The following is a 25,855-nucleotide window of genomic DNA, read 5'->3' as shown; positions in this document are numbered from 1 at the left end:
GAGGTCAAGGACAGAAGCCAGAGGACAGAAGATAATAGATAACCAATAACGGATAACAGATAACTAACCATGTCATATCAACTTGAAATTACGTTAAAATCAGATTTGAAGGATGCGGAGGGCGAGGGAATTCGCCAGAAGGCGCTGCATTATTTTGGAATCGAGCTGGATCAGGTACGCTGTATTCATGTGGTTACGATCGATGCAGATCTCACACCGGAGCAACTGAATATGATCCGGTCCGAGCTGTTTACAAATCCGGTTACCCAGCTGTCTTCGTTCAACCCAATTGTCCTTGCGTTTGACTGGACGATCTGGGTGGGCTATCGCCCCGGTGTACGGGATAATCCGGGAAGCACGGCGGTCGAAGCGATTGAAGATATGCTGGGAATTGCATTCAGGCCGGGTGAGGCGGTCTATACATCAACACGATATTGTCTTACCGGAAAAGGCGTCACTGCCGACGATGTGCATAAGATTGCAGGAGAACTGCTGGCCAATGACATCATTGAGCAATGGAAAATTATTTCAAATGCCGATTGGGAACCTGACGTCGGTGTCGGAGTCATTATTCCCAAAGTCATTCTGGATCACCAGCCCGGTGTCGAAACAGTCCCCATCGATAGTGACGCAACGCTCAAACAAATCAGCGATGAGCGTAATCTGGCATTGAATCCGAACGATATCCCCGTGATCAGGGCCTATTTTCTGAACGATACGGTTCGCAAGGACCGGGTTTCATCAGGATTGAGCGATCCGACGGACATCGAGCTTGAATATATTTCGCAGGGCAGAAGCGACCACTGTAACCACAATACCTTTGGCGGGCTCTTTCACTACCGGGATCTGAAAACCGGAGAGACGCAGCATATTGACAGCCTTTTCAAGACCTGCATTGTGTCGCCGACACGCGAGTTGAGCAAAAAAAAAGACTGGGTGGTGTCGGTGTTGTGGGATAATGCCGGCGTCGGGCGGTTTGACGAGGATCATTTTTACGTGATTACCGGAGAAACCCATAACTCCCCGTCCAATATGGAGGCCTATGGGGGAGCCATCACCGGCATTGTGGGGGTTTATCGTGATCCGCTCGGGACAGGAAAAGGCTCAAAGCTCGTGATGGGAAGCTACGGGTTCTGCGTCGGTGATAGAAATTACGATGGCGATTTGAAGCCCCATCTTCATCCCCGGCGACTGCTTGATGGCGTTATCGAAGGGGTGCGCGATGGGGGTAATAAAAGCGGTGTTCCGACGCCCTTCGGCCAGGTGTTGTTTCATCACGGGTATATGGGAAAATGTCTGGTGTTTGTAAACGCAGTCGGCATTATGCCGTCAACGGTCAGTGGGGCGCCTTCAGATCAGAAAAAAACATCCTCGGGTGAATTGATCATTATGTGCGGCGGAAGAGTCGGCAAGGACGGAATCCACGGGGTCACCGCATCCTCTGAGGTGTTTTCCGAGCATACACCGGCCGGGCATGTGCAGATCGGCGATCCCTATACTCAGAAAAAAATGCATGATTTTCTGCTGGAAGTCAGAGATGAAGGCCTTATTCGATATATTACCGATAATGGCGGCGGCGGGCTTTCGTCGTCAATAGGGGAGTCTGCCCGGTTTTCCAATGGCTGTGAAGTTGAGATTGAAAAAGTGCCGCTGAAGTATGAGGGGCTTGATCTATGGGAAATATGGGTGTCTGAATCGCAGGAACGAATGACCGTTTCGGTCCGGCCTGAAGATCTGGACCGATTTATGCTGCTTTCCCGTAAACATGCGGTTGAAAGTACGGTCATCGGGCGCTATACGGATTCAGGCAAACTGCATATCACTTATAAGGGAAAAACCTGTGCCTATGTGGACATGGACCTGCTGCAATCCGGATTTCCTCAGTGGGAGTTTGATGCCGACTGGCAGCCTCCTGAAAACCGCGGATTATATGAGCCGGTTTTCAGTCATCCGTACGATTATAATCAATTGCTGAAGGATGTACTGGCGCGACCCAATATTTGCTCCAAAGAATGGATCAGTCGTCAGTATGATCATGAGGTTCAGGGCACCAGCGTGATCAAGCCGCTGGTGGGTGCCGAACGGGATGTGAACACCGATGCATCGGTCATTCGTCCGGTTCTGGGTTCCACAAAAGGCCTTGCCTTTTCCCAGGCCCTGCTTCCGACGTATTCGGCTGTTGATGCGTATCACATGACGACCTGTACCATTGATGAAGCGGTCAGGCGGCTGCTGTCCGTAGGCGGCAGTCTGGATCACATCGGGGGGGTGGATAATTTCTGCTGGCCGAGCATCCAGTATGATCCGGAGAAAAATCCGGACGGCAGATTCAAGGCCGCGCAACTGGTCCGTTCCTGTCAGGCGCTTAAGGATATGTGTTTTGCTTATGAAATTCCGCTTCTCTCCGGAAAGGACAGCATGTATGTGGACGGACATCTGCAAGGCCGATATGATGAGTTTCATAAAGTCTCCGCTCTGGAAACGCTTCAGTTTTCCGCGATATCTCTGGTGGATGATATTGACCGATGTGTAACCATGGACAGCAAGATTGCCGGCGATCGGGTGTATGTGCTGGGGATGACCCGAAATGAACTGGGCGCATCGGAATATTATGAGCATCTGGGCTATGTCGGACGGAATGTGCCTCAGGTTGACGCTCAATCGTTCAGGGGCGTTTACAGGGCGCTTGAAAATGCCATACAGGAAGAAATCATGGCTTCGGTTCACGGCGTTTACCGCGGGGGATTAGGCGTTCATCTGGCGATGGTCGCCATGGGCGGAAACCTCGGAATGGACGTTCAGTTGGCGCAGGTGCCGGCAGAAGGGCTGGACAGGGATGACCGGATCCTGTTTTCTGAATCAGCCGGCAGGTTTATTGTGACCATTGATCCCGCAAACCGGGGCAGATTTGAAACCATCATGCAGGGCCTTGCCTGTGCCTGTATCGGTACGGTAACCGATACGCCTGATCTTGTCATTCACGGTCTTGATCAGAAGTCCATTGTGGAGGTAACCATTCAGGATTTGAAGACGGCATGGAAAACGCCCTTTGGAGATTTGATATGAAACGCGTGCGAGTACTTGTTCTGACGGGTTACGGGCTGAACTGTGATCATGAAACCGCTTATGCCTTTAAACTGTGCGGCGCTGAACCTGAAAGGGTTCATATTAATTCATTGATAGATGGAACGGTCGAGCTGGACGCGTTTCAGATCATGGCCTTTGTCGGCGGATTCAGCTGGGGAGATGACCACGGGGCAGGCGTGATTCAGGCCGTACGGCTAAAGACCAATATCGGTGAAAAACTGATTCGATTTATAGAAAAAGGCAACCTGATTATCGGCATATGCAATGGGTTCCAGACGCTGGTCAATTTGGGTCTGCTGCCCGGTTTTGATCATGACTATGCCACCCGAAGCGTGGCATTGACTTTCAATGACTGCGGAAATTTCCGGGATGACTGGGTACATCTGAACGTAAATGAAAAATCATCCTGCGTATTTACCCGCGGCCTTGATCGGATCGAGCTGCCGGTACGGCACGGGGAGGGCAAATTCTATTCGGATGAACCGACCGTAAAGCGTCTGATCGACAACCATCAGGTGGTGCTTCAATACGCACTTGCCGACGGCATGCCTGCCGGCGGACAGTTCCCGTACAACCCGAATGGCGCGGTTTATGATATCGCAGGCATCTGTGACCCCACCGGGCGTGTATTCGGTCTGATGCCGCATCCGGAAGCCTACAACCACTTTACCAATCACCCGAACTGGACGTTGAAAAAAGAGCTGATGAAGCGTGCCGGGGGCGGAGCATCCGCCGCGGAAAACATCCCCCCTGGAATTCAGATTTTTAAAAATGCTGTGGATTTCATGATACAGCGTTGATCTGGGCTAAATGTTGATTCAGTCCCGTCAAGTTGAAAGCTGAAAATCTCACGCAAAGGTGACGAGGAAACTACACTATATATAGTAAAATCAGGAAGTGTCAAGATTGTTCTTCCATCAGACATGGGGAATGAGGTCACGCCCGTAATACTGTCTGAAGGAGATTTCTTCAGTGAAATGGCACTCCTGGACGGACTGCCACGCTCGGCCGATGTAGTGGCGTTTGAACCTTCCGAGTTGCTGGCCCTGAATCAAAAGGATTTTCAGAACATTCCTGAAGGACAATGAAGAGGCTATACGGTCGATCTTTTCGTATCTCTCAATGCGGCTGCGCAGGACAGACGACCTTTTGGAAGATGCTCACTTTCTCAATATCTCCGCAAGGCTTGCCCGAAGACTTGTCGCGCTGTCCCAAAAATACGGTCACCAAAAGGAAGAGGGGGGGGCTATCCGGATCGACCTGAGTCTGACTCAAAAGGATCTCGAAAGCATAGCTGGATCCACAAGGGAGAGCATAAATAAGGAATTGAGAGTCCTGCGTGAAAATGGATTAGTCAACACCGAAGGGAATACCATTAAGATCCTCAACATGGAACGCCTCGAAAAGCGTGCCCATCTGCAAAAATCCATGTGACATATTTTACGCCAGAGATATGAAGTCTTTCATTGCATTCACCAATAATCTTTAGTATAAACTAAAAGTCAGTTTGCCCGCTATGGAGTTTCAGGATTTCTTCTTAAATAACAGGCGGTTGTAATAATGTTGCTTTATGCGGGATACCTTTTGCAAATCTTCTCGGCAATTCTGGGCGCTGTCGTTGGAAGTTTTCTTAACGTATGCATCTACAGAATTCCTTCGGGAAAATCTGTTGTGTTCCCCGCGTCTCATTGCCCGGCCTGCAAGCATCCCATAAAATTCTATGACAACATACCGATAATCAGCTACCTTATGCTCAGGGGAAAATGTCGGCATTGCAGCAAAAGAATATCTCCGCTCTACCCGGTGATAGAACTGCTGACCGCTGTTATATCCGTGTTCCTCTTCCGGAAATATGGCCTGTCATTCGAGTATCTCTTCTCCTTTGTGTTCACGTGCGCTCTGATTATCATAGCTTTTATTGACCTGAAACATCAGATCATCCCGGACGTGATAACCCTTCCGGGCATACCGCTGTTCGCACTGGCGGCTATCTTCTTCATGGATGTCACGATCAGGGACTCCCTGATCGGTATTCTGGCGGGCGGAGGATTTCTTTCCCTGATCGCCATCGGATATCAGCTCCTGACAAAAAGAGAGAGGATGGGAGGAGGAGACATTAATCTGCTGGCCATGGCAGGGGCTTTCTTGGATGGCAGTTCCTGTGGTTTGTCATCATGGCAAGCTCCCTTATCGGTGCGGTCGCGGGCATATCCATTATGGTCTCCAGGGAAAAAGACACAAAATACGCCATCCCCTTCGGACCGTTCCTGTCCGTCGGCGCCATTGCCTATATCTTTTGGGGTAATATGATCATGAAATTTTTGTTTTACAGGCAGGCAGAAATGATAGCTGGCACACAAAAAAAAACCGGTTTCACGTTGATAGAATTAATGATTGTGATTGCTATTATGGCGATCCTCGCCGGCATAGCAGCGCCTAATTTTCAGACCTATATGACCCAGAGAAGGCTGAACGGAGCCGCAAGACAGGTTATGACGGATTTGATGGCAGCGAGAAGCAAGGCGGTCAGCCTTAACCAGAAGGTAAAGGTCTCCTTTGGAAGCAATCATATATATCAGATATGGAATGACGCGGATGGCAATGGAATCGTTGCCGACAATGAAGGCGATGATATTGAAAGGGACATCCATCCAGACTATCATGATGTAACCCTGAGTACGGGTGCAACAAATTATATCCTTTTTGATCCCCGCGGAACTTCGACCAACAGCACTGTCAGCGCAATAAATTCGGTCGGGGAGAAAACCATAACTACCTCTATAGCGGGAAGAGTGAAAATAAATTAATGTTTAATGGATGAAAAGATGCGCAAATTTTTCAATGATAGCGGCTTTACACTGATAGAAATCATGATAGCCATTTTTATCCTTACGGTCGGTCTTCTGGGTGTGGCGGGCGTGGCGATAACAGTTATTAATGGAAACGCATTCAGTAATAAGATTACCACCGCAACAGCACTGACCCAGGATAAGATGGAAGAATTAAGAGGCACCGCCTATACAAGCATCTCAGACGGCGGTCCAGAGACACTGGAGTCCATCTACACGCGGACATGGGCAGTCACAGATGATTCGCCTGTCGATGGCATGAAAACCATTGAGGTCAATGTGAAATTTCAATGGAAAGGCAGCTCACGCAATGTTACGCTCCAGACGATGGCGGGACAATAATGGAATATCTCAAGAGAAAAAGGGAAAAAATACTCCATCCATACCCGGAAAGCGTCTGCGGGTTCACGCTGGTAGAACTGCTGATCGCGATGGCCGTCGGACTGATTGTCCTCGGCGCTATGTACGGAGTTTTTACCACCCACAACAAAACCTTCAGCACTCAGGAGCAGGTAGCTGAGATGCAGCAGAATGCCAGGGCCGCCATGGACATGATGACCAGAGAGATAAGAATGGCAGGATACGATCCGCTGGGCTCGGCAGGCCCAGGAATTGTCATTGCCACATCCAGCTCCATCAATTTCACTCTCGACATAACAAGTACATCCGGCCCCGACGCACCCGATGGAGATACATCTGATCCGAATGAAAATATTACCTATTCACTTTACACAGCAGACGGCATTCAAAAACTCGGTCGAAAATCGAGTGCTGGCGCTGTCAATCAACCTGTTGCAGAACATGTCCAATCTCTTGAATTTGAATACTGGGATGCGAGTGGCACCATAACCAATACCGTGGTGGATATACGCCGGATACAGGTTGCCCTTACGGTCGAAACCGCCAAACCGGATCCTGATTATGCACCCAATGGCGGTTACAGAACATATACACTGACTTCTGGCATAACCCCGAGGAATCTCGGCTTGTAAAAGGGGGCATTTTCCCATGAAGATAAAAAAACGGTTTGACGTGACAGACAATGAAAAAGGAATGGTGCTAGTCGTAGCTATTCTGTTGCTTGCCGCCCTGATCATCCTTGGAACCACGGGCGTCATGCAGACATCAACAGACCTGAAAATCAGCGGCAATTATAAGACAAGCATCCAGACCTTTTATGACACCGAAGGCACACTACAGCATGCAATAGGAACCCCCGACACATGGCTGACCACAGATTTTTTGACGGAAGAAGAAACCGAGGCGTTCTATAAAGTTGATTTGGACAACAATTCAGTGGAAATCCGCTGTATTGAGGCTACAGGAACCGATATCGACGAACTGACTGACGCTGCCAACAACCTCCCTGCCATAAGCCATCGAGACTCACCTCCGGCCGGATCGGGGTACAGCGCGATGCATTTCGAGGTGCACAGGTATGGAATTACAACAACCTCCGCGGGTGGAAATGTCCGGATACAGACGGGGGTGTGGAAGGTGTTCAATAAGGTTCCCTGAGAAAATATCTGAAAGGTCGCACAGAGGAGAATATATTATGAAACGTACACTGTTTATAATAATCATAATGGCTGTCATGCTGTTCATATCGCCGGGAATGCTCACAGCGGATGACACGGAGATTTACGGCACTGTGACCCTTTCAGTCCAGCCCAATGTACTCATCATCTTCGACAACTCCGGAAGCATGGATACCGTCGACGTTGGAGGTGAACTGTACGATCCGGCGATAGAATACGTAGGATCATATACCACCGACAGCGTTTACGTAAAAGAGCAGATTAATAGGAGGTGGGTATGGTCATTGTTCGCGGACGATGTCGATGAACTGGAATGTGAATCGGTAAGAGATGAACTCCTCGAAAATGGCTACGCCAACGAAGTAAGAATCCGGGGGGCCTCCCCCTACGACTGCGATAGGAGCTGGTCAAGGAAAACGCTTCGACTGGGAAATTTCCGGAATTATGACGCGTCGGGTGTCGGCGACGCCAGTTCAAGGATATCCGTGGCCAAAGAGGTTGTCAAAACTCTAATAAATGACACAGAAAATGTGAGATTCGGCCTCATGGTCTTCAACGACTTTTATAACATTGGCTACTACGACTCTGATGCTGATGGGGGGCGTATCGTGAACGAATGCGGTACCGACAAGAGCACACTGACAACCTCAATCAACAACATCAACGCCAATACCTGGACACCCCTTGCGGAGACCCTGGCCGAAGCGGGGCTCTATTTCGCGGGTGCACAAAGCTGGTTTAACGCCGGCACTACTTATACAACGCCCATGGAGGAACGCTGTCAGAAAAACTATATCATTCTCATGACGGATGGAGAACCGGCCAGGGACGACGATCCAAAGCTTGCATCGGAGACCTATATCAACGGGGATACCATCGGTGATTATGACGGGGACGGGAAGGACCCCGGCGACTACGAGGACCCCAAAGGAACAGATTACCTGGATGATGTCGCGAAGTACCTCTATGAAAACGACTGCAACCCAACGCTTGGAACAGGAACCTCTTTTGAAAAGCAAAACATTATTATCTACACCATAGGCTTCAAGACAGATCAGCCACTTCTGCAAGACACCGCCGAGAACGGGGGTGGGGAATATTACACGGCCAACAGTATATCCGGCTTATCGGAGGCATTCGAAGCAATCATGTCCAATATTGCTGAGGTGAACGCGACATTTGTCTCTCCGGTTGTCCCGGTAAGCAGAATGAATCGGACCTATGCGGGAGATCGTATCTACCTGGGGTTCTTCAAACCCCAGCAGAGCGGTGCGTGGTTCGGAAACCTGAAAAAATACGGGCTGGACTCGCAAGGAGAGCTGTTAGACGCAAATGGTGTTTTGGCCACAACATCCACCGGCACAATTAAAGACAATGCCCGATCATACTGGTCAACCTCCCCCGATGGTCCAAATGTGATCTCCGGTGGTATCGGAGACGTCCTGCTCGACCAGACAAGCAGAAACATATATACCTATATGGGCACCCAATCCTCTCTTGCCGACGATGATAATGTGTTTTCAGCAGATAATGCATTGATTACCAATTCCGTATTAGACGTAACCGGCGATTCTGACAGAGAGAGCCTGATCAGTGATATCTTCGGCTACGGCAGTACCTGGATGCTGGGAGACATCCTCCATTCAGAACCCGCAGTTGTTCATTACACTTCAACAAGCTCTTTCATATTCGTGGGGAGCAATGATGGGATGATGCACTGTTTCGATGACTCTGACGGTAGCGAGCTGTGGGGTTTCATACCCCCCGAGCAACTCTCGCGTTTAACGCTGCTTTCCAATGACGATCACGACTATTTTGTTGACGGCGCGCCGGTGGTATATAATGGAAGCAGTCAGAAAGTACTGTTTTTTGGAGAACGGAGGGGGGGAGACCACTATTATGCCCTCGATGTAACATCGGTTTCCGCTCCATCCTACCTGTACACGATAAACCCGGATATATTGGGAGGAGAAACCCTCGGACAATCCTGGTGCAAACCTCAAATATGCACCGTAAAAACCTCAGCCGATTCATCGGAAAGTGTATTCCTGATGGCAGGCGGATACGACACAAATCAGGACGTAGCGACACCCGAATCTTCCGATACTAAAGGACGAGCAGTCTTCGCAATAAATACTTCCACGGGTGCCCTCAGCAGTCTGAACATTAATGCAGGTACTGATGCATCAATGACACACTGCATCGTGGCTGTATCCGGGCTTGACACCGATTCGGATGGCATAGTCAACAGCGTGTACGCGGGCGACCTTGGAGGCAATATGTTCGCCTTTGAAGACAATGACAAGAGTGGCACGTGGTCCGGCAGAAAGCTCTTTTCCGCCCAAGTGACGGATGGTAAAAGGAAAAAAATCTTCTCCGCGCCTGATGGTGTAAAAGAACGTTTTGGTGAGATCATATTCTTCGGGACAGGGGACCGCGCGGATCCCGGAGAGACAGGTGTGGTAAACAGGATGTACTCCATAAAGAACGATTGGGAGGCAAGCGGAACCTTCACAACTATAAAGGAATCCGACCTGGTTGATGTTACCGACGACTTGATACAGATGGGGACCGCTGAACAGAAAATACAGGCTGCCAATGAGCTTGCCGCTTCCAAGGGCTGGTACATACGGTTGGAACACACGGGGGAAAAGGTGACAGCCTCTCCAACGGTCTTTGCCGGCGTTGTCTATTTCACCACCTATACGCCTGCTTCCGAAGCGGGTGGTGGTGACCCGGATGATCCATGCGGGGCTCCGACGGCCCGGGGCACGGCACGTCTCTACGCGGTAAATTATCTTACCGGAGGCTCTGTAAATGACTACAGCAGTGATCCCGAGACCGACGCGGATGGAAATATCGTAGAGTACAGTAAAGATGACCGCTCAAAGGAAATCGGCACCGCCATTCCTACCGCACCCGTTATCGCTGTGCTTGAGGGCGGACCCAAAATTTACATTGGCGTCGAAGGCGGGGTGAGCACGGAAGATCCGACGGTAACAGCGAATATTAACGTATTTTTCTGGCGGGACATTCGCTAACTGGTCATCTATTAATAAAGGAAATTTATATGAATTTACGAACGCTTAGCATAATGTTTGCTGTCTTGTGTGTTGTATTGTCTGCCTCCATAATCTCTGTGCAAGTCGTATCCGCAGACAACAGTTTTGAGATAGACAAATCGGCAGATCTTGACTTTTTCGAGCTTCAAAGCACTATTATGGAAGTAAATCCGCAGAATAATTATCTGATAGCCGGCGAAAAATTTATTGAACTGGCAGACTTCCGAAAGGGAAGAAACCGATTCAAGACCATGTTAAAAAACTCCGACGGAGAAAAAACGTCTCTCGGATCTTTCAGGATGGGGCAGAAAGTTTTCATACGGGGATTTGAACTCCCGAACGGAACCATAAAGGCAAGGGAAATTTACCAATTGCCAAACACCGTAGAAACCAGAAACGATCTTCGCAAGTATTCCTTTTTCGAGAAGGTTCCTGTATGGGAGCCCACAATAGTGAAATAAGTGTTTATCCGTTCGTTTTGTCCGGGGTCGGACCGGGGTGTCCGGGGTCGGACCAAGCTATTTTATTGATATTACAACAAATACATTCCAATAACACATGTTTTCCGGTCTTAGCGTTGCGGTTTTAGGGTCAAAAACAGCGTTGTAAGGAGATTGATGCTCACGGAGTTCAACCGTTTCTTCGGAAGCAATTATGTTACGCTCTTTGACCGTATGATCGGATCTTTCACACAAATGATTTATAAACCCGCAACGCCCCACCGCAACGCCCCATTTTTTCTCCCGGGTATTTGTTTTTTGTAAGGCGGATTGATCACATACCTGCTAATGGCTATATACTGCCGGACAAATTTCAACGAGCCTGTCTCCATTAAAAAAGTCCGGGAACTTCGCTTCTCAATCCGTAATGAATTGTACGGCACTCATGCACAGGTTGATGATAAAATTTTCAAAGAACCCGAAAAATTATTCGCACATGCAAAAACCTAACCGGACATCACTGAAGCTTAATAAAAAAGAGCCCCATTTCCGGGGGGCTCTTTCTTATTGTTGTATTCATCTGTCTCATCCCAAAACCATAGGTTTCCACCCACTCTATCATTACTTCTGTTCAATAGCCTTTATTCCAAGCAAGCAGACCGAACAGCAGCCCCATCAACAACACTTTTTTTCGCATACGTAATCAACACCGTAGATGTCGTCGGCTGTGTCAACAGCACCAGAATTTTACCAAAATTCACAGGGGGAAGCACTGCATCGTCCTTTGATTTCGAGTCGATCCGGAAGTTTTGCTGCTCGTATATCGAGTACGTCTGGCCGGGCTTTATCCCGTCATTTTCGCCTTTATCAATGAAGGCGATCATGTTGTCCCCGGAAAGCGAATTGTTTTCATCAAATCCGATAATGTTTCCTCTGATATCAGCCGGGCTGTTGGTCAGTATAATTTCAGGTGATCTGGGGATGTATGGCATCAGCAGGTCTCCCAGTTGGATGCTTCGGTAGGATTTTATGATCGTGGCAATGGCAAATCGGGGTTCCAGTCGGGTAATCTCGACGATACCGGTCAGGTAATGCTGGATACCGATCATGGATTTATCGGTTTTGTCGATGATCGTTTTAACGGTCCGGTAGATGGTGTACCGGGCTCCCTGACATAACGATACATCCGGGGAAGGTTGAATATAAACGGTATCTCCCTGGCTGATCATTTCTTTGGGCTCCAGAACCTTGAAAATGCGGCCGAGTGGCGGGACCGGTTCTTTTTTGACAAAACCGATTTTGTCGATCAATGAATAATAGTAACCGGGTGCTTTTTTTTCGGTCGGAGCAATTCCGGCTTTGAGCGGCTTGTCAAAGCGCTTGATTGACTCTCCACGGAACAGGCGCAGGCTCTGGCCGGGATAAATCCAATGGGGATTGGGGATCTGATTGTTTTCATGCCAGAGATCCGGCCAGTACCAGGGAGAATCAAAGAACTGTTCGGAAAGATCCCAGAGCGTGTCTCCCCTTTGAATGGTATAGTAATAGCCGACTTCGTGTTTGATGGCCTCCTCGCAGGTGTCCGGGGCTTCCTCAGCGCTGGTTTGCGCGGGCAGGGACGTCAACATTGGAAAAAGGCTTATCAACAGGAGAGCAAGCAAACGGGTAAAAGCAGTTCGTCGTAAGTTGCGGCAAAACGGATTCTTGAACCATGGACGGGATAAGGTCTCCAAAGACATACGTTGCTCCGTATATTTAATGGTACAGGGAGTTAATTTTTTTTGCTTCTCCACGCTTCCGATTTAATCCTGATTGAAGTGAAAAAAGCAATCCTCACACCGGAGTATGGGAATAGTATCTTCAACTCTCTCCGTGTGGAAAATTTTTCAATAGCGTAATGGGGCTTGGTTCTAACTTCGGCCAAATTTATTTTTACTGCGTTGCAGCCCGTTCTCGGCATTCCCGCGAAAGCGGGAATCTAAAGGCCGTCCGAACTGGATCCCCGCCTTGCGGGGATGACGCAATGGCCGTGATAAAACCAACCCTGCGGAATGGATACGAGTATTAAAATTATCAGATGATTTCTAACCAAGTTCTGGATAACATGTCAAGCATTTCCACTGCGTAAAAAAAAAAGCCCTTATGCAAATTGATGCATAAGGGCTTAATCTCTTAATTCATATAGTACATGGCTGTTCCGGCTATATATCTGAAGCAGCAGATGTTACATCATGCCGCCCATGCCGCCCATACCGCCCATACCACCGCCCATGCCACCGCCCATACCACCGCCAGGGGCCTCAGATTTTGGTTCAGGCTTGTCAGCAATCATGGCTTCAGTGGTCAGCATCAGGGATGCTACACTGGCAGCGTTCTGCAGGGCATAGCGAACTACTTTTGTCGGGTCGATAACGCCGGCTTTAATCAGATCCTCATAGATATCGGTTCTGGCGTTATAACCGAATGAGCCCTCAGCATTCTTGACTTTATCAATCACCACCGAGCCTTCTAATCCGGCATTGTTGGCAATCTGGCGCAAGGGCTCCTCAATAGCCCGCATGACCACCTTAACCCCTAATTTTTCTTCCGCGGGCATTTCAATTTTTTCAAGGGTTTTGATGCAGCGCACCAGGGCGACGCCGCCTCCGGGAACAATTCCTTCTTCGACAGCTGCACGGGTTGCATTGAGTGCATCCTCAACCCGGGCTTTCTTTTCTTTCATTTCAGTTTCTGTGGCGGCGCCGACGTTAATAACGGCTACACCACCGATGAGTTTGGCCAGACGTTCCTGCATTTTTTCACGATCGTAATCGGAGGTGGTATCCTCGAGCTGTGCACGAATCTGTTTGACCCGGCTTTCCAGATCGGCTCTGGAACCGGCACCGTCTACGATAGTGGTATTGTCTTTGTTAATGGTGATACGTTTGGCTTTACCCAGTCCATCAAGCGTAATATTTTCGAGTTTTACGCCAAGATCTTCTGAAACGACCTGCCCGCCGGTCAAGATGGCGATATCTTCGAGCATGGCTTTCCGTCTGTCGCCAAAACCCGGAGCTTTTATGGCCGCTACCTGAAGTGTGCCGCGCAGTTTGTTGACAACCAGGGTTGCCAGCGCTTCGCCGTCAACGTCTTCGGCAATAATCAGGAGCGGTTTGCCCATTTTGGCCACCTGCTCGAGAACCGGCAGCAGGTCTTTCATGCCGCTGATTTTTTTCTCGTTTATCAGGATAAACGGATCTTCCAGAGAGGCAACCATTTTTTCAGGATCGGTGACGAAATAAGGAGACAGATAGCCGCGATCAAACTGCATACCCTCGACGACATCCAGCGTGGTATCCATGGATTTGGCTTCTTCAACGGTAATAACGCCTTCTTTACCGACTTTGCCCATAGCCTCAGCAATAATGTTGCCGATGGTTTCGTCATTGTTGGCGGAAATGGTACCGACCTGAGCGATTTCTCTCTGGTCTTTGGTGGGTTTGCTGATATTGCGAAGTTCCTGAATGATAGTTTCAACAGCCTTGTCAATTCCACGTTTGATAGACATGGGATTGTTGCCGGCGGCGACCAGTTTCTGACCTTCTTCATAAATCGCTCTGGCCAGTACCGTTGCCGTTGTGGTTCCGTCACCCGCCATGTCACTTGTTTTGCTGGCAACTTCTTTGACCATCTGGGCGCCCATATTTTCAAACTTGTCTTCGAGTTCGATTTCCTTGGCAACTGTAACACCGTCTTTGGTGACAGTCGGGGAACCCCAGGATTTGTCAATGACGACATTTCTTCCTTTGGGGCCGAGAGTGACCACGACTGCATCGGCAAGAGCCCTTACCCCGTTGAGCATCGCTTCGCGGGCTTTCATGTCATATTTGATAATTTTAGCCATTATTTGATATCCTCCGTTAAAAAAATTATTTGTTTAAATATCGAAATATTATTCGATTACGCCAAGAACATCATCTTCTCGCATAATCAGGTATTCGTCACCTTCAATTTTGATCTCTGTACCGGAATATTTACCGAACAATACACGATCTCCGATTTTAACTTCGAGGGGAATCCGTTTCCCGTCATCTGCAAGTTTGCCGTTTCCTGCGGCGATGATCTTCCCTTCAGCCGGTTTTTCTTTGGCCGTATCAGGGATGATGATTCCGCCTTTAGTCGTTGTTTCTTCTTCGACCCGTTTGACAAGAATACGATCATTCAGTGGTCTGACATTCATTTTCTACTCTCCTTTTCTCGATAAAATAATAATGTTAAAATGTTATTTTTTTACATCAAGGTTGTTGATAATCATCTATCAACCGGCTTTTCTGCTTTTTTAAAGTAAAAACTATAATCATCCATTTAAATTTGTAAATATCTGCAGGAGTACCTTTTCAGGTAATCAATAAACAGGTGACATTGTATCCATGTTAGCATGGCTGTCCATATGCATTACGAGTGTCGGGATGCAGCAATCCTGTAATATTCCTCAAATAATATATAAGCAGATACGATTTACGAATTATGTTGCTTTCCTGATGCAGGAATTGATCAGTGATCAGGATGTTTCGTCCAATCAAGATAAGGAAATATCTCAGGTAAAGAGCCGGCAGTTATGAGAAAATATATATGAAATTATCCGGTTGCCGGTCGGCTTCGAAAAATATCGGACGATGGTTTAAAGGCCTCGGCAAGAATAAATTGTGCATACGGGTTGCAATTGCTTTTTGATACAACGCAAAATACGGACTAAAAACAAGCAAGGCGGTGCATTTTATTCTTGCCGAGGCCCTAAAAGATGAAAAAGATCAAAGCGAACTGGATTATAACTCATTGAAGTCCCATATAGACTTGCCATCAGTAAGCGCTTAATATAGTCGGGACTGCATTCCGTTCCGATTTGTTATTTAGCTGCATCGGTCGTTTTTGTTGCGGCCGTTTTCGTATCAATCGTTTTCGTATCGGTTGTTGACACTGCTTTTGGTTTTGAGCACGAGGCGCTGGTTGTCGAACCCTTTGCATAATCGGTTACATACCAGCCGGTTCCTTTGAGATGAAAAGTGCTTTGAGAGATAATTCTGTGGACTTTGCCTGAACAATGTTTACAGGTTGTCAACGGTTTATCGGAAAATTTTTGTAAAACTTCTTCAACTGCCCCGCAATTTTCACATTCATACTCATAGATTGGCATCTTGATAAATCTCCAGCTGAAATTTTATTTTTTTTATTTTCTTTATGCGTTGCTCTGTTCAAACAATGTCACAAATATAGTGAGTGTTTTTTCATTGTCAAGCGGCAGGGAACAATTTTTCAAGTGTTTTTCAAGCCATCAAATTCTGTTCGCCATTGGCAATAGAACTTTAAAATTTTTGAGAGGCCAGGCATACGGATTGGCTCAAGGATTTCATGGGTTTTTTTATGAACTCTCTTTTCTTCAGACATTTTTTCATCTGGTGAGGCGTCAAAGTGTTGCAAAAAAAGATTGAATCTTACAATATGTACTAATTCATGAGTGATGATATACAGTAAAAAAGGCTGGAGCTGGAGTTCATCGGATGAATCCTCAACGGCGGATAAAATGCGGTGATCCTGTATGCAAATTTTGTAAAAGTCATATGCTGATGACCCCAGTACATGATTTTTGCGCTGCCCGACATATCGGACAATTTGAGCAAATGGCCCGTGGACAATTTCATCGGTTCGTAAATCAGTCAATGTTTTTATGTCATAATTCAGTCGCAGCCACTGATTTGCTGAAAATTTGTAATGATTGCTCACCAGCTCTTCCGCCATGGAAACAGAAGTGCTTAGCAATGCAAAATGGTCAGAGTTGAATTTGGGAAGGGTATCCATACTTTTGAAAATTATCATAACCTATTCGATGCTGCAACAGTTGAATTGTATCCGCCGGCAGATAGCGTCCATCCGGAACCCTATAGTACCAGAATAGTTTTCACGCAAAGTCATTAAGGGCTCACTCAAAAATAACTTCCCATTTTAAGCGTCGATGCATCCTGCCTGGCTGCGTTACGAAAGCTCGGAATATGCTTGATATTCATGCACTTTCGTGCATTGCCAGACAGGCGCCTCAATACTTAAAATTGCGAACTTATTTCTGAGCGAGCCCTAAGACGTAAAAAAGTGTTTTAAAATTTTGCGGGCCCGGGTCCTGACCTCGCAGGAATGCGCTTCGCATTGTGCGGGCAAACGCACATGGGAAAAATAGACATTTATGGATGGAAGTTGTTTGCTTTTTTCGGATTACGCACTGAACAAAGTCTCACATTTTTGACGAAAATGCCTGCTTTGTCCGGGGAAACAGGCCGGAAGTTGTTTCTGCAACAGCAGGGGAGCTCAGAATGCCAGCGCTTTTTCCTGTGGCCAGCGAGGACAAAATATTGCAGAAAAATATGGACAATCGATCAAATTTAATGATATGAATTTTGGATTATAGATATAATTCTAACAGAACGGGGGTGATTTGTTGGGAAGTGTTATTAAAAAAAGAAGAAAAAAAATGAGCAAGCATAAGCATCGAAAGCTTTTAGTACGTACGCGGCATCAGAGAAGGAAAGGTAAATAAAGGCAGTAAATAATGATACCTGGAATTTCTTGCGTGTCTTGGAAAAAGCACCAGAGAATAAATATTCTGGTGCTTTTTCCTTTGGTCAGGCAGTGCCTTTACGAAAACCGATGATTCTTCAATGTGGGCGAGGAGCGTTGGGCGAAAATTTTGATACACTAAAATTTTCGCCCGCCTTAAGCCATAAGCCAGTTAAAATTATCGGGTTTTTGTTAGGACCCTATTTATCGGGTTTTTCTGAATAGGACTTAAAATATTTCATAAAGTCAGAGTCCGTTGAGAGCACGAGGGAAGTGTCCTGATTTAATGATGTGTTATAGGTTTCAAGCGTTTTGATGAAAGAAAAGAACTCCGGGTCAGCTCCATAAGACTGAGCATATAATTTTGTTGCTTCAGCATCGGCCTTTCCCATGATTTCCTGTGCTGTTCGATACGCTTCGGATTGTATCCGTTTTAAATCCCTTTCTTTTTCACCTCGGATTTTTTGTGCTTCTCCTTTTCCTTCGGAACGGAATTTTTCAGCGATCTGTTTTCTTTCCGCAATCATCCGGCTGTAGACTGATTCTCTGACCTGTTCGACATAATTGATTCGTTTGATTTTCACATCGACCAGTTCTATCCCGAATTTGGCCAGTTTGGGCTGAGCATGTTCCAGAATGCCCTGGGTGATCTTTTCCCTGCCGGTTTTAATGGAATATGCCGGACGCTGGGTTTGCTCGACATCATCAATCCCGCTTTCAAATGTATCCAGCTCTCGGTTGCTCTTTCGAACCGCTTCGATAAGCCTGTAGGATGTAACAAAATTCCGGGTTGCCGGATCGATAATATCATCTAATCTGGCGGTTGCTGTGACGGTATTGTTTACCGTTTGAAAAAATTTGATCGGATCTGTAATTTTCCAGCGGGCAAAGGTATCGACCCATATATAGGTTTTATCCAGCGTAGGAATCTGTCCGGGATCGCCGTCCCATTCCAGGAGATTTTTAGGAAAGTAATTGGCATTCTGGATAAACGGAATCTTAAAATACAGCCCGGGCTCAGCTTTTGGAGATCCTACCACCTTGCCGAATTGAGTGACGACAACCTGCTCTGTCTCATCAATGATATAGGCCGAGGAAAAAACCAATGAAATTACCGCTATTATAATTATAAGGAATAAGTTTTTATATTTCATTTTACGGCACCGTTTTGGGTTTCGAGTTGTTTGCCAAGATTAAGCAGTGGTAAAAGATTATTTTGATCTGCATCAATAACATATTTCTGGCCGATTTTGGGAAGCAGCTCTTTCATGGTTTCCAGATACAGTCGTCTTTTGGTAATGTCTTTTGCTTTAGCATATTCGTTATACATGGATGTAAATCTGGCCGCGTCGCCTTTTGCCCGGTTGATTCTATCCAACGCATAGCCTTCGCTTGCCTTGATGGTTCTTTCAGCTTCACCCTTGGCGGTCGGGATGGCTTTGTTATAATCTTCCTTCGCCTGATAAATCATTTTTTCTTTTTCCTGAACAGACTGGTTCACTTCATTAAATGAAGGCTGTACAGTGATCGGGACATTGGTTTTTTTCATTTCGATCGTTACAATATGGATACCGCTTTCGGCATTATCCAATTCCTTTTGAAGGAGGCTGATCGTTTCTTCCGCGATTTCTTCCCGTTTGCTGATGACCTCGTTGATGCTTCTGTCTCCGACTACCAGTCGCATGCAGGCCTCTGACATGTCGTTGAGAAGACGGCCGATGTCTTTAACTTTGAAAAGAAAATTATACGAATCCTTGATTCGGTACTGAACAATCCATGGCACCTGCGCTACATTCAGATCCCCGGTCAACATGAGCGATACATTGTCATCTCCAGACTCCGTTGTCGAACGGGTTGTGAAGCCGGTAGTGATCGTCTTGAGGCCGAATTCTTCTTTATAAACCCGTCTGACCTTGACTTTGGTGAGTTTTTCAAGGCCGGTCGGCAATTTGAAGTTGAGTCCGGGCTGGCTGGTACGTACGTATTTGCCAAACCGCTGGATTACCCCGACTTCATCGATATCGACTGTGTAAAACATCGAAGATCCCAGTATAAGCGCTATCAGTAAAATTAAAATGATAAAAGGGAGTCCGGAAAATTTAAATCCCTTTAACTTTTTAACAATTTCGTCCATCTGGGGGGGGGCACTGCCCGGTTTTTGCTTTTGCTGTTCTTTTAGTTTTTCCCAATCCCAAGTCATTGGTAAAATATCCTGTTGATGCAAGTTAAATGGTTACCTTAACAGTAAGGCGTGTGATGACGTTTTAAACATATATAAACTATAATTGTGTTTTTTACAATAAAAGGCTATGTACTGTCCGGGCTTTTTTCAGTGCAACGGGATCATTTGTTGAGCATAGCGGCATTGAACGGGTTTGAGTTAATGATTATCGCTGTTATTGTAAATGGCGGCAATTTAGCGCTTAAGATGACTGTGAAAAAGTACAGTTCGGCTGGATTAATAATTGCCGGGCATGCTTTTTCCGCTTTGTTTTTTTCCGCTTATGTAAACTATCTAAATTACCAGTTCGAACAAGTCAAGTAAAAAGCACGATTCAAGACGGACAGCCGTTATTGCGTATGCCTTTTTAATCGGCATCTTTCTGAAACATACTATCCGTATATCGTTGCGTCCGGAAGCAATTGAAGAATTGCTGCGCTGAATAATCGGAAACAGATATCATGGACAGACAGGTTTGAACAGGATATGGTAGAAACGTGCCGAGACCCTGAAAAATATTGATGATGAATGATACCGTTATGACGAAGAGGAATAAAAATTCTGAGGCAGTCCATGTCGGCGCTGTCGTGACACAAATTCTGGCGAGATGTCGAAATGAATCTATTGGTCTGCTGGAGCGTGTCGAGACCCGATGGACGAGTCTGGTCGGTGAGGCGGTTGCCGCAAATGCCCGGCCGGTAGCGATAAAAGGCCGTTTGCTGTTGATCCACGTCAGCAGCTCGGTATGGCTTCATCAGCTTGTGTTTTTACAAAATGATATTCTGGACAAAATAAATGAAGATATCGGGGATGACAGAGTTCTGGAAATCAAATTCAAAATCGGAACGTTTACATCTTAATGACCTGTATGACCAATGATACGTTTTTAAACGGGCATATCCGGATCAGGCAAAACCGGTGCGGGTACCGGTTTTCTATTGATGCGGTATTGCTGGCCCATTTTGTCAATGATTTTAAGCCCGGAGCGTATGTCCTCGATCTGGGTACCGGCTGTGGTATTATTCCATTAATTCTGGCATTTCGTTATCCTGAAATCAATTTCTGCGGTGTGGAGGTCCAAAAAGAACTGGCTGAAATTTCAAGGATCAATGTCATGGAAAATCAAAAAAAACATCAGATCCATATCCTGTGCCAGGATATGAAATCGTTGCGTCTTGATATGTTTCCAACTCCAGTGGATTGTGTGGTGACAAATCCTCCGTACAGAAAAAGTCAGTCAGGACGTGTAAACCCGAATCAACAGCGTGCGGTCGCCAGGCATGAAATCCAGATTACGCTCGATGAGCTCTTGTCCACCGCCAGCCGGTTGTTGAAGCCATCGGGTGCGTTTGCAGCCGTATATATGGCAGAACGGTTGACCGATATGCTTACGCAAATGAGGGGTGTCGGTATCGAACCCAAATGCCTTCGTCTGGTGCATTCCAGAGAAGGTGAGGAAGCAAGGCTGGTGTTGATCAAGGGGCTCAAGGGGGGGCGCCCCGGCATCAGGATAGCGCCGCCGCTGGTGATATATCGCAACGATGGTTCGTATACGGATGAGCTCCGGCAAATGTTTGAACCCTGATGCCTGCTGGCTGAACTTTCAGTAATTCGGCTTTTGGATTAAAACGCGGTCTTCCGGCCCCGGTAATCCAATTTAAAAAAATCCCCTGCAAGGTTCTGAGTCCCTGTGATGATTTGATTTTCGTCTCACTCTGCTTGCAGGTGGTTGATCACAAGCCCCGTTAATGCTTTTGGATAAAAATAGGTTGATTTTCGGGGCATGGTCAGCCTTTCTTCGGCAATTTGACGGACTTGGCTGATTCGGGTCGGATTCAGAATAAAGCTCATGTCGCAGTGGCCTGAGAGAACCTCATCAATAGCTTCGTTGTGACTGCTTGAATAAGAAAACAGCCTTTCATTGTCCAGTCCGTTCTGATCAAAATTCAGAATTTTCATAAATACAAGCCGGGTTAAAACAGTCACATCCAGTGACATCAGGGAAGGGGGCAGCTCATTAGCAAAAAGTTTCTGCATGATGTTCGGCTTTAATGTCATCAAATGGTATTCGGGCTGGTTTTTGATGCATACCCCCAAAGTGGGTGCTAAACTGTCTGACCGTAATTGTGAGATTAAATTCTCCCGGGTTTTTTTGATATTCTCCCGGTTAATTGGTATGGATTTGATTTCAAAATACTCTGCCGCCTTTTGGATAAAGAGTGTCAAGGCGGAATCCGGGATCTGTTTCAGCATCCGATGGGTCGGGAGGATTACCAGACCGGAATCTTCCATGCTGCTCAAATACATCATGACATAGTTGGCGGGGTGATTTTCGTTGAAATCAGGGTTTGTTTCTGAAAGCCAGTTTCTGTAATTCAAGGCGGTTTCATATCGATGATGGCCATCGGCGATGAAAAGGCTTTTATCATTCATGGCTTCAGAGATAAATTGCTGAGCGTCCGGATCTGTAATTTTCCAGAGCCGGTGTCTGTGATAGCTCTCGTCCGTAAGGTCTACGACTGCCGGGCTTGTGCAGACCGAGGATTTCATTGTGCTGAGAATTTGATTCTGATCGGAATACAGGCTGAAAACCTGGCTGAAGTTGGCGTTACATGCTTTTATTAGTTCCAGTCGTTCCGATTTGACTCTGGAAAAGGTTTTTTCGTGAGGAAGAATAATTCCGGAATCAAATGGTTCGAGTTTTACCAAAGCGATCAGTCCAAATCGGGTTGCGCTCATATCGCCTGTTTCAAAATCCATCGCCGTCAGGTAAAACACGGGAGATGGATCTTTTATCAGAATGCCCTGCCGCAGCCATGTGTTGAAATCACTTGCGGATCTTGTGTGTCTGTTATTTGTGTCTATGTCCGCATCCGATGTTCTGCCCAGTATCAGCCGGATAATATTGTTGGGATGACGATCGTAGAGGCATTGCTGTTCCTGCTCGGATATAACATCATATGGGGGGGATACAACGTTTGCCATGTTTTTAATTTTATCCGGGTTATATCGTACCCCTCTGAATGGAAGTATAGTTGCCATGATGGTATTTCCCTGTTAACGGTTAAAGATGTTTAAAAAATGACGGATTTGCAAAGCGTCCGCTTCCGGAACGGCCGTGTTCCATTTTTACAGCGGTATTTTTAATTCTCATCGAGTTGAGTATCCTCGACGTTTGCCAAATCTGGTTCAGCTAATCCGGTGTTTTAAATCAATCTAAAACTGTTACTAGAAAGTAAATCGTTATTCAAGTTAAAAAATGGTTTCCACTGAGTGCCTTCAGAAATTCTGATTTCACCCGGATGTTTTGGATATTTGGGTTGACAATATCCGGTATTCAGGCTATTAGACCATTTTAATATTGAGAAGGTGATTGGAGAGGTGGCCGAGTGGCTGAAGGCCCCGCTCTCGAAAAGCGGTATCCTGTCAAAAACGGGATCGTGGGTTCGAATCCCACCCTCTCCGCCATAGATAGCGGGAGAGCTTGGCAACATCTTGACAGCTGAAAGTTGATAGAGTTTTATCATATTGAGTAAAGTGATCCAAGCATCCTTATCGATATAAAATGATTGTTAACGTCCTGTATTGTTCAAAAATACATGCGGAGAGATGTCCGAGCTGGCTGAAGGAGCACGACTGGAAATCGTGTGTACTGCCAAAAGCGGTACCGAGGGTTCGAATCCCTCTCTCTCCGCCACATCCATAAATGTGGCCTTTCTTCCGGATTGAACCTGCGCATTTTTTTATTCCTGTTGATTCCGACAAAAAAAAAGAGTACTAACCATTACAGTAGTTTCCGGGATAACTTATATCAGGATTCCCAGAACCGGGTAAATCTGAGGGCCGGAGGCTTGGCGAGTTTTTCGTTGTGATTATGTGAGTGATGTTGGGATGCCATCCCAACGGAAATGTAATGGAATTTGCGAATTTTTCCAATCCGTGGTTTTGATTGATCGAGATGATTGCGTCAACGATTTTAATGAATGAACGGCAGGAGTGGTTAGATGGCCTATCTTGTTCTGGCGCGTAAATACCGTCCCCAGACGTTTTCCGAAGTGATCGGCCAGGAACATATTACCCGGACGTTAACCCATGCCATATCTTCCGGACGGGTGGCTCATGCCATATTGTTTTCAGGTCCCAGGGGTACCGGGAAAACAACGGTAGCCCGTTTACTGGCCAAAGCGATGAACTGCGAGGCGGGGCCAACTCCAACCTTCTGCAACTGCTGTCAATCCTGCAGGGAGATTACAACCGGGGGGGCCGCCGATGTGTTTGAAATTGACGGAGCTTCAAACAACAGCGTGGATCAGGTCAGAGAGTTGCGGGAAAATGTAAAGTACCTGCCAGCGCACAGTCCATATAAGATTTATATCATCGATGAAGTGCATATGCTCAGCATTGCTGCGTTTAATGCTCTTTTAAAAACACTGGAAGAGCCTCCGGCGCATGTGATGTTTGTTTTTGCGACTACGGAGCCCCAGAAAATTCCCATAACGATTCTTTCCCGTTGCCAGCGGTATGATTTCAGGCGAATCGGAATAAATGCCGTCGTAGAGCATTTGAAGAAGATCTGTTCAACGGAAGACAGCCGGATTGATGATCAAAGTCTATGGCTGGTTGCCCGTGAAGCCGGTGGAAGCATGAGAGATGCGCTGAGTCTCCTGGATCAGGTGATGGCATGTTCGGACGGGGCAATAACCTATGAGTATGTACTCACTGTCCTTGGCGGAATTGACCGGGAAATTATTTTCGCCTTTTCGGATGCTGTGCTTAAGGGAGATATTCCCGTCATTCTGGATATGATTGACGAGGTCTACGACAGGGGACATGATCTGAAAAAGTTCTATGAGCATGTTGTTCAGCATTTCAGAGATTTGATGGTCGTTAAAATGGGCAACGCCGTAACCAGGCTGGTGGATTTGCCGGAATCTGAAATTCAACGCATGCAGGATCAGGTCAGACCGGTTTCAGCGATTTTTTTGACACAGATTTTTGAATACGTTTTCAATGAGGAGACGACGGTTAAATTTTCGGTCCAACCGAAACTGGCATTGGAAATCGCCTTTATCAAGGTGGCGCATATCCGGCCGGTTTTGCCGATCGATGTCCTGATTGAAAAGCTTGATACGCTCCGGCAGCATATCTATGACCATGGCGTTGATTCATATGGCTGTGACGACAAGGCCGCCCCCTGTTCCGATCAATACAGCGACAGGGCGGGGCAGAAACTGATTCAGGATCAGGAGGCACTTGAACAGATTCATGATCCGGTTCAAGAATTCGTTGAACAAAAACCGCAGGCCGATTTGTCTCCCGATTCTATCTGGCAGCGGATTGTGGATATGATAATGGAAACGCATCCGCCACTGGGTGCGAATCTGGCCGCATGCCGTCTGAAATCGTTTGACGGACAACGCCTGGTGATCGAAGTCAACGGCAGTGGTTTTAATTTAACCATGATTCGACGCGAGAAGAACATGGCGGTTTTAAAAAAGATTTGTCATGAGGTCGCAGGGGAAAAGCTTGATATCGTTATTCACGAAAATATCAGCAAACAGGATGACCGGCAAAAAAAAAATCAGGATGACACCCGGTTGCGTCAAGAAGCTTTGAGTCATCCGGTGGTGGCGGAAGCTTTGGAAATATTCGAAGGTAAAATTGAAGATATCAGGATATTATAGGAGATTTTTATATGAAAGCCATGGGAAATATGATGAAACAGGCGCAGAAACTCCAGGCCAAAATGTTGAAAATGCAGGAAGAACTTGGAGAAAAGACGGTTGAAAGCGCCTCGGGCGGAGGGATGGTAAAGGTTGTCGCCAACGGAAAACAGAAAATTGTCTCTATCGATATCGAAAAGGAAGTCGTCAACCCGGATGACATTGACATGCTGCAGGATCTGATATTGGCTGCGGTCAATGACGCGCTTTTGAAATCACAGGAAATGGTATCAACGGAAATGGGCAAAATTACCGGTGGCCTCAATATCCCCGGATTGATGTAGCAACCGGTTCAATCGATCTTTCGGCGGATTGTTTCCAGAAAATTCATTTTTACTTCTTGATTCAAA

At 46.7% G+C, this 25,855-nt stretch carries 23 protein-coding genes, 2 tRNA genes and 1 pseudogene; 18 read left to right on the top strand and 8 right to left on the bottom strand.

Annotation, left to right across the window (positions count from 1 at the left end):
- The first annotated feature begins 69 nt into the window (after positions 1 to 69).
- From PHQ97_02840 to PHQ97_02790, 11 genes and pseudogenes are all read left to right on the top strand, one after another.
- A complete protein-coding gene (locus tag PHQ97_02840; GenBank protein MDD4391670.1) occupies positions 70 to 3,066 on the top strand; it encodes an AIR synthase-related protein in 2,997 nt (998 codons plus the stop codon).
- Positions 3,063 to 3,887, top strand: coding sequence for a phosphoribosylformylglycinamidine synthase I (gene purQ, locus PHQ97_02835; protein ID MDD4391669.1), 825 nt, complete (start codon positions 3,063 to 3,065; stop codon positions 3,885 to 3,887). The genes PHQ97_02840 and purQ overlap by 4 nt, the downstream gene beginning before the upstream one ends.
- A gap of 45 nt (positions 3,888 to 3,932) precedes the next feature.
- The gene (locus tag PHQ97_02830; GenBank protein MDD4391668.1) at positions 3,933 to 4,175 is read left to right on the top strand and encodes a cyclic nucleotide-binding domain-containing protein; all 243 of its coding nucleotides are present in this window, start codon (positions 3,933 to 3,935) and stop codon (positions 4,173 to 4,175) included.
- Between the two features lie 61 nt (positions 4,176 to 4,236).
- The gene (locus PHQ97_02825) at positions 4,237 to 4,521 is read left to right on the top strand and encodes a helix-turn-helix domain-containing protein (GenBank protein ID MDD4391667.1); all 285 of its coding nucleotides are present in this window, start codon (positions 4,237 to 4,239) and stop codon (positions 4,519 to 4,521) included.
- Positions 4,522 to 4,647: 126 nt separating this feature from the next.
- Positions 4,648 to 5,387 (top strand): annotated as a pseudogene (locus tag PHQ97_02820) (prepilin peptidase).
- Between the two features lie 42 nt (positions 5,388 to 5,429).
- Positions 5,430 to 5,894, top strand: coding sequence for a GspH/FimT family pseudopilin (locus PHQ97_02815; GenBank protein MDD4391666.1), 465 nt, complete (start codon positions 5,430 to 5,432; stop codon positions 5,892 to 5,894).
- Between the two features lie 18 nt (positions 5,895 to 5,912).
- The gene (locus PHQ97_02810; protein MDD4391665.1) at positions 5,913 to 6,278 is read left to right on the top strand and encodes a prepilin-type N-terminal cleavage/methylation domain-containing protein; all 366 of its coding nucleotides are present in this window, start codon (positions 5,913 to 5,915) and stop codon (positions 6,276 to 6,278) included.
- Complete coding sequence (locus PHQ97_02805; protein MDD4391664.1) at positions 6,278 to 6,928, top strand: prepilin-type N-terminal cleavage/methylation domain-containing protein; 651 nt, start codon at positions 6,278 to 6,280, stop codon at positions 6,926 to 6,928. The genes PHQ97_02810 and PHQ97_02805 overlap by 1 nt, the downstream gene beginning before the upstream one ends.
- A gap of 16 nt (positions 6,929 to 6,944) precedes the next feature.
- Complete coding sequence (locus PHQ97_02800; GenBank protein MDD4391663.1) at positions 6,945 to 7,454, top strand: PilX N-terminal domain-containing pilus assembly protein; 510 nt, start codon at positions 6,945 to 6,947, stop codon at positions 7,452 to 7,454.
- 37 nt (positions 7,455 to 7,491) lie between these two features.
- Positions 7,492 to 10,515, top strand: a complete 3,024-nt coding sequence (locus PHQ97_02795; protein ID MDD4391662.1) for a PilC/PilY family type IV pilus protein — start codon at positions 7,492 to 7,494, stop codon at positions 10,513 to 10,515.
- A gap of 29 nt (positions 10,516 to 10,544) precedes the next feature.
- Entirely contained in the window at positions 10,545 to 10,997 is a 453-nt protein-coding gene (locus PHQ97_02790) for a hypothetical protein (GenBank protein MDD4391661.1), read from the top strand.
- Positions 10,998 to 11,617: 620 nt separating this feature from the next.
- On the opposite strand, the gene PHQ97_02785 is transcribed toward PHQ97_02790, so the two are convergent.
- The 5 genes from PHQ97_02785 to PHQ97_02765 all read right to left on the bottom strand — a co-directional run bounded on the left by PHQ97_02785 (position 11,618) and on the right by PHQ97_02765 (position 16,811).
- Positions 11,618 to 12,604 (bottom strand): LysM peptidoglycan-binding domain-containing protein, encoded by a 987-nt coding sequence (locus tag PHQ97_02785; GenBank protein ID MDD4391660.1) that lies wholly within the window; start codon positions 12,602 to 12,604, stop codon positions 11,618 to 11,620.
- A 596-nt stretch (positions 12,605 to 13,200) separates the two neighbouring features.
- Positions 13,201 to 14,859, bottom strand: coding sequence for a chaperonin GroEL (gene groL / locus PHQ97_02780; protein MDD4391659.1), 1,659 nt, complete (start codon positions 14,857 to 14,859; stop codon positions 13,201 to 13,203).
- 48 nt (positions 14,860 to 14,907) lie between these two features.
- Positions 14,908 to 15,195 carry a co-chaperone GroES gene (gene groES, locus PHQ97_02775; protein MDD4391658.1) on the bottom strand — a complete coding sequence of 96 codons (288 nt, stop codon included), beginning with the start codon at positions 15,193 to 15,195 and terminating at the stop codon, positions 14,908 to 14,910.
- A 666-nt stretch (positions 15,196 to 15,861) separates the two neighbouring features.
- Entirely contained in the window at positions 15,862 to 16,149 is a 288-nt protein-coding gene (locus tag PHQ97_02770) for a zinc ribbon domain-containing protein (protein MDD4391657.1), read from the bottom strand.
- A gap of 119 nt (positions 16,150 to 16,268) precedes the next feature.
- Positions 16,269 to 16,811, bottom strand: a complete 543-nt coding sequence (locus tag PHQ97_02765; protein ID MDD4391656.1) for a hypothetical protein — start codon at positions 16,809 to 16,811, stop codon at positions 16,269 to 16,271.
- 631 nt (positions 16,812 to 17,442) lie between these two features.
- Here PHQ97_02765 and PHQ97_02760 point away from each other — a divergent pair.
- Positions 17,443 to 17,541, top strand: a complete 99-nt coding sequence (locus PHQ97_02760; GenBank protein MDD4391655.1) for an aurora kinase A-interacting protein — start codon at positions 17,443 to 17,445, stop codon at positions 17,539 to 17,541.
- A 220-nt stretch (positions 17,542 to 17,761) separates the two neighbouring features.
- On the opposite strand, the gene hflC is transcribed toward PHQ97_02760, so the two are convergent.
- Together hflC and hflK are read right to left on the bottom strand one after the other, a co-directional pair.
- On the bottom strand, positions 17,762 to 18,715 hold the full coding sequence (hflC, locus tag PHQ97_02755) for a protease modulator HflC (GenBank protein MDD4391654.1): 954 nt from the start codon (positions 18,713 to 18,715) through the stop codon (positions 17,762 to 17,764).
- Entirely contained in the window at positions 18,712 to 19,761 is a 1,050-nt protein-coding gene (gene hflK, locus PHQ97_02750) for an FtsH protease activity modulator HflK (GenBank protein ID MDD4391653.1), read from the bottom strand. Before hflK ends, hflC begins: the two co-directional genes overlap by 4 nt.
- A gap of 560 nt (positions 19,762 to 20,321) precedes the next feature.
- Here hflK and PHQ97_02745 point away from each other — a divergent pair.
- Both PHQ97_02745 and PHQ97_02740 read left to right on the top strand, forming a co-directional pair.
- Positions 20,322 to 20,642: a DUF721 domain-containing protein gene (locus tag PHQ97_02745; protein MDD4391652.1), complete on the top strand. Its 321-nt coding sequence runs from the start codon at positions 20,322 to 20,324 to the stop codon at positions 20,640 to 20,642.
- Positions 20,642 to 21,367, top strand: a complete 726-nt coding sequence (locus PHQ97_02740; GenBank protein MDD4391651.1) for a tRNA1(Val) (adenine(37)-N6)-methyltransferase — start codon at positions 20,642 to 20,644, stop codon at positions 21,365 to 21,367. The genes PHQ97_02745 and PHQ97_02740 overlap by 1 nt, the downstream gene beginning before the upstream one ends.
- A 125-nt stretch (positions 21,368 to 21,492) precedes the next feature.
- On the opposite strand, the gene PHQ97_02735 is transcribed toward PHQ97_02740, so the two are convergent.
- Entirely contained in the window at positions 21,493 to 22,824 is a 1,332-nt protein-coding gene (locus PHQ97_02735) for a DUF1015 domain-containing protein (GenBank protein MDD4391650.1), read from the bottom strand.
- A gap of 333 nt (positions 22,825 to 23,157) precedes the next feature.
- On the opposite strand from PHQ97_02735, the gene PHQ97_02730 reads away from it, so the two are divergent.
- The 4 genes from PHQ97_02730 (at position 23,158) to PHQ97_02715 (ending at position 25,789) form a co-directional block, all read left to right on the top strand.
- Positions 23,158 to 23,250, top strand: a tRNA-Ser gene (locus PHQ97_02730).
- A 135-nt stretch (positions 23,251 to 23,385) separates the two neighbouring features.
- Positions 23,386 to 23,479, top strand: a tRNA-Ser gene (locus PHQ97_02725).
- A 307-nt stretch (positions 23,480 to 23,786) separates the two neighbouring features.
- On the top strand, positions 23,787 to 25,466 hold the full coding sequence (gene dnaX, locus PHQ97_02720) for a DNA polymerase III subunit gamma/tau (protein ID MDD4391649.1): 1,680 nt from the start codon (positions 23,787 to 23,789) through the stop codon (positions 25,464 to 25,466).
- Positions 25,467 to 25,477: 11 nt separating this feature from the next.
- The gene (locus PHQ97_02715; GenBank protein ID MDD4391648.1) at positions 25,478 to 25,789 is read left to right on the top strand and encodes a YbaB/EbfC family nucleoid-associated protein; all 312 of its coding nucleotides are present in this window, start codon (positions 25,478 to 25,480) and stop codon (positions 25,787 to 25,789) included.
- The last annotated feature ends 66 nt before the right edge of the window (positions 25,790 to 25,855 follow it).

This window comes from Desulfobacterales bacterium (genome assembly GCA_028704555.1).
Classification (GTDB): Bacteria; Desulfobacterota; Desulfobacteria; order Desulfobacterales; family JAQWFD01; genus JAQWFD01.
This window is presented reverse-complemented; position numbering and strand designations above follow the sequence as displayed.

Coding starts and splice junctions, on each gene's coding strand:
- PHQ97_02840 (MDD4391670.1), top strand. CDS start 70: ATGTCATATCAACTTGAAATTACGTTAAAATCAGATTTGAAGGATGCG.
- purQ (MDD4391669.1), top strand. CDS start 3,063: ATGAAACGCGTGCGAGTACTTGTTCTGACGGGTTACGGGCTGAACTGT.
- PHQ97_02815 (MDD4391666.1), top strand. CDS start 5,430: ATGATAGCTGGCACACAAAAAAAAACCGGTTTCACGTTGATAGAATTA.
- PHQ97_02810 (MDD4391665.1), top strand. CDS start 5,913: ATGCGCAAATTTTTCAATGATAGCGGCTTTACACTGATAGAAATCATG.
- PHQ97_02805 (MDD4391664.1), top strand. CDS start 6,278: ATGGAATATCTCAAGAGAAAAAGGGAAAAAATACTCCATCCATACCCG.
- PHQ97_02800 (MDD4391663.1), top strand. CDS start 6,945: ATGAAGATAAAAAAACGGTTTGACGTGACAGACAATGAAAAAGGAATG.
- PHQ97_02795 (MDD4391662.1), top strand. CDS start 7,492: ATGAAACGTACACTGTTTATAATAATCATAATGGCTGTCATGCTGTTC.
- PHQ97_02790 (MDD4391661.1), top strand. CDS start 10,545: ATGAATTTACGAACGCTTAGCATAATGTTTGCTGTCTTGTGTGTTGTA.
- PHQ97_02785 (MDD4391660.1), bottom strand. CDS start 12,604: ATGTTGACGTCCCTGCCCGCGCAAACCAGCGCTGAGGAAGCCCCGGAC.
- groL (MDD4391659.1), bottom strand. CDS start 14,859: ATGGCTAAAATTATCAAATATGACATGAAAGCCCGCGAAGCGATGCTC.
- groES (MDD4391658.1), bottom strand. CDS start 15,195: ATGAATGTCAGACCACTGAATGATCGTATTCTTGTCAAACGGGTCGAA.
- PHQ97_02770 (MDD4391657.1), bottom strand. CDS start 16,149: ATGCCAATCTATGAGTATGAATGTGAAAATTGCGGGGCAGTTGAAGAA.
- PHQ97_02765 (MDD4391656.1), bottom strand. CDS start 16,811: ATGGATACCCTTCCCAAATTCAACTCTGACCATTTTGCATTGCTAAGC.
- hflC (MDD4391654.1), bottom strand. CDS start 18,715: ATGAAATATAAAAACTTATTCCTTATAATTATAATAGCGGTAATTTCA.
- hflK (MDD4391653.1), bottom strand. CDS start 19,761: ATGACTTGGGATTGGGAAAAACTAAAAGAACAGCAAAAGCAAAAACCG.
- PHQ97_02745 (MDD4391652.1), top strand. CDS start 20,322: ATGACGAAGAGGAATAAAAATTCTGAGGCAGTCCATGTCGGCGCTGTC.
- PHQ97_02740 (MDD4391651.1), top strand. CDS start 20,642: ATGACCTGTATGACCAATGATACGTTTTTAAACGGGCATATCCGGATC.
- PHQ97_02735 (MDD4391650.1), bottom strand. CDS start 22,824: ATGGCAACTATACTTCCATTCAGAGGGGTACGATATAACCCGGATAAA.
- dnaX (MDD4391649.1), top strand. CDS start 23,787: ATGGCCTATCTTGTTCTGGCGCGTAAATACCGTCCCCAGACGTTTTCC.
- PHQ97_02715 (MDD4391648.1), top strand. CDS start 25,478: ATGAAAGCCATGGGAAATATGATGAAACAGGCGCAGAAACTCCAGGCC.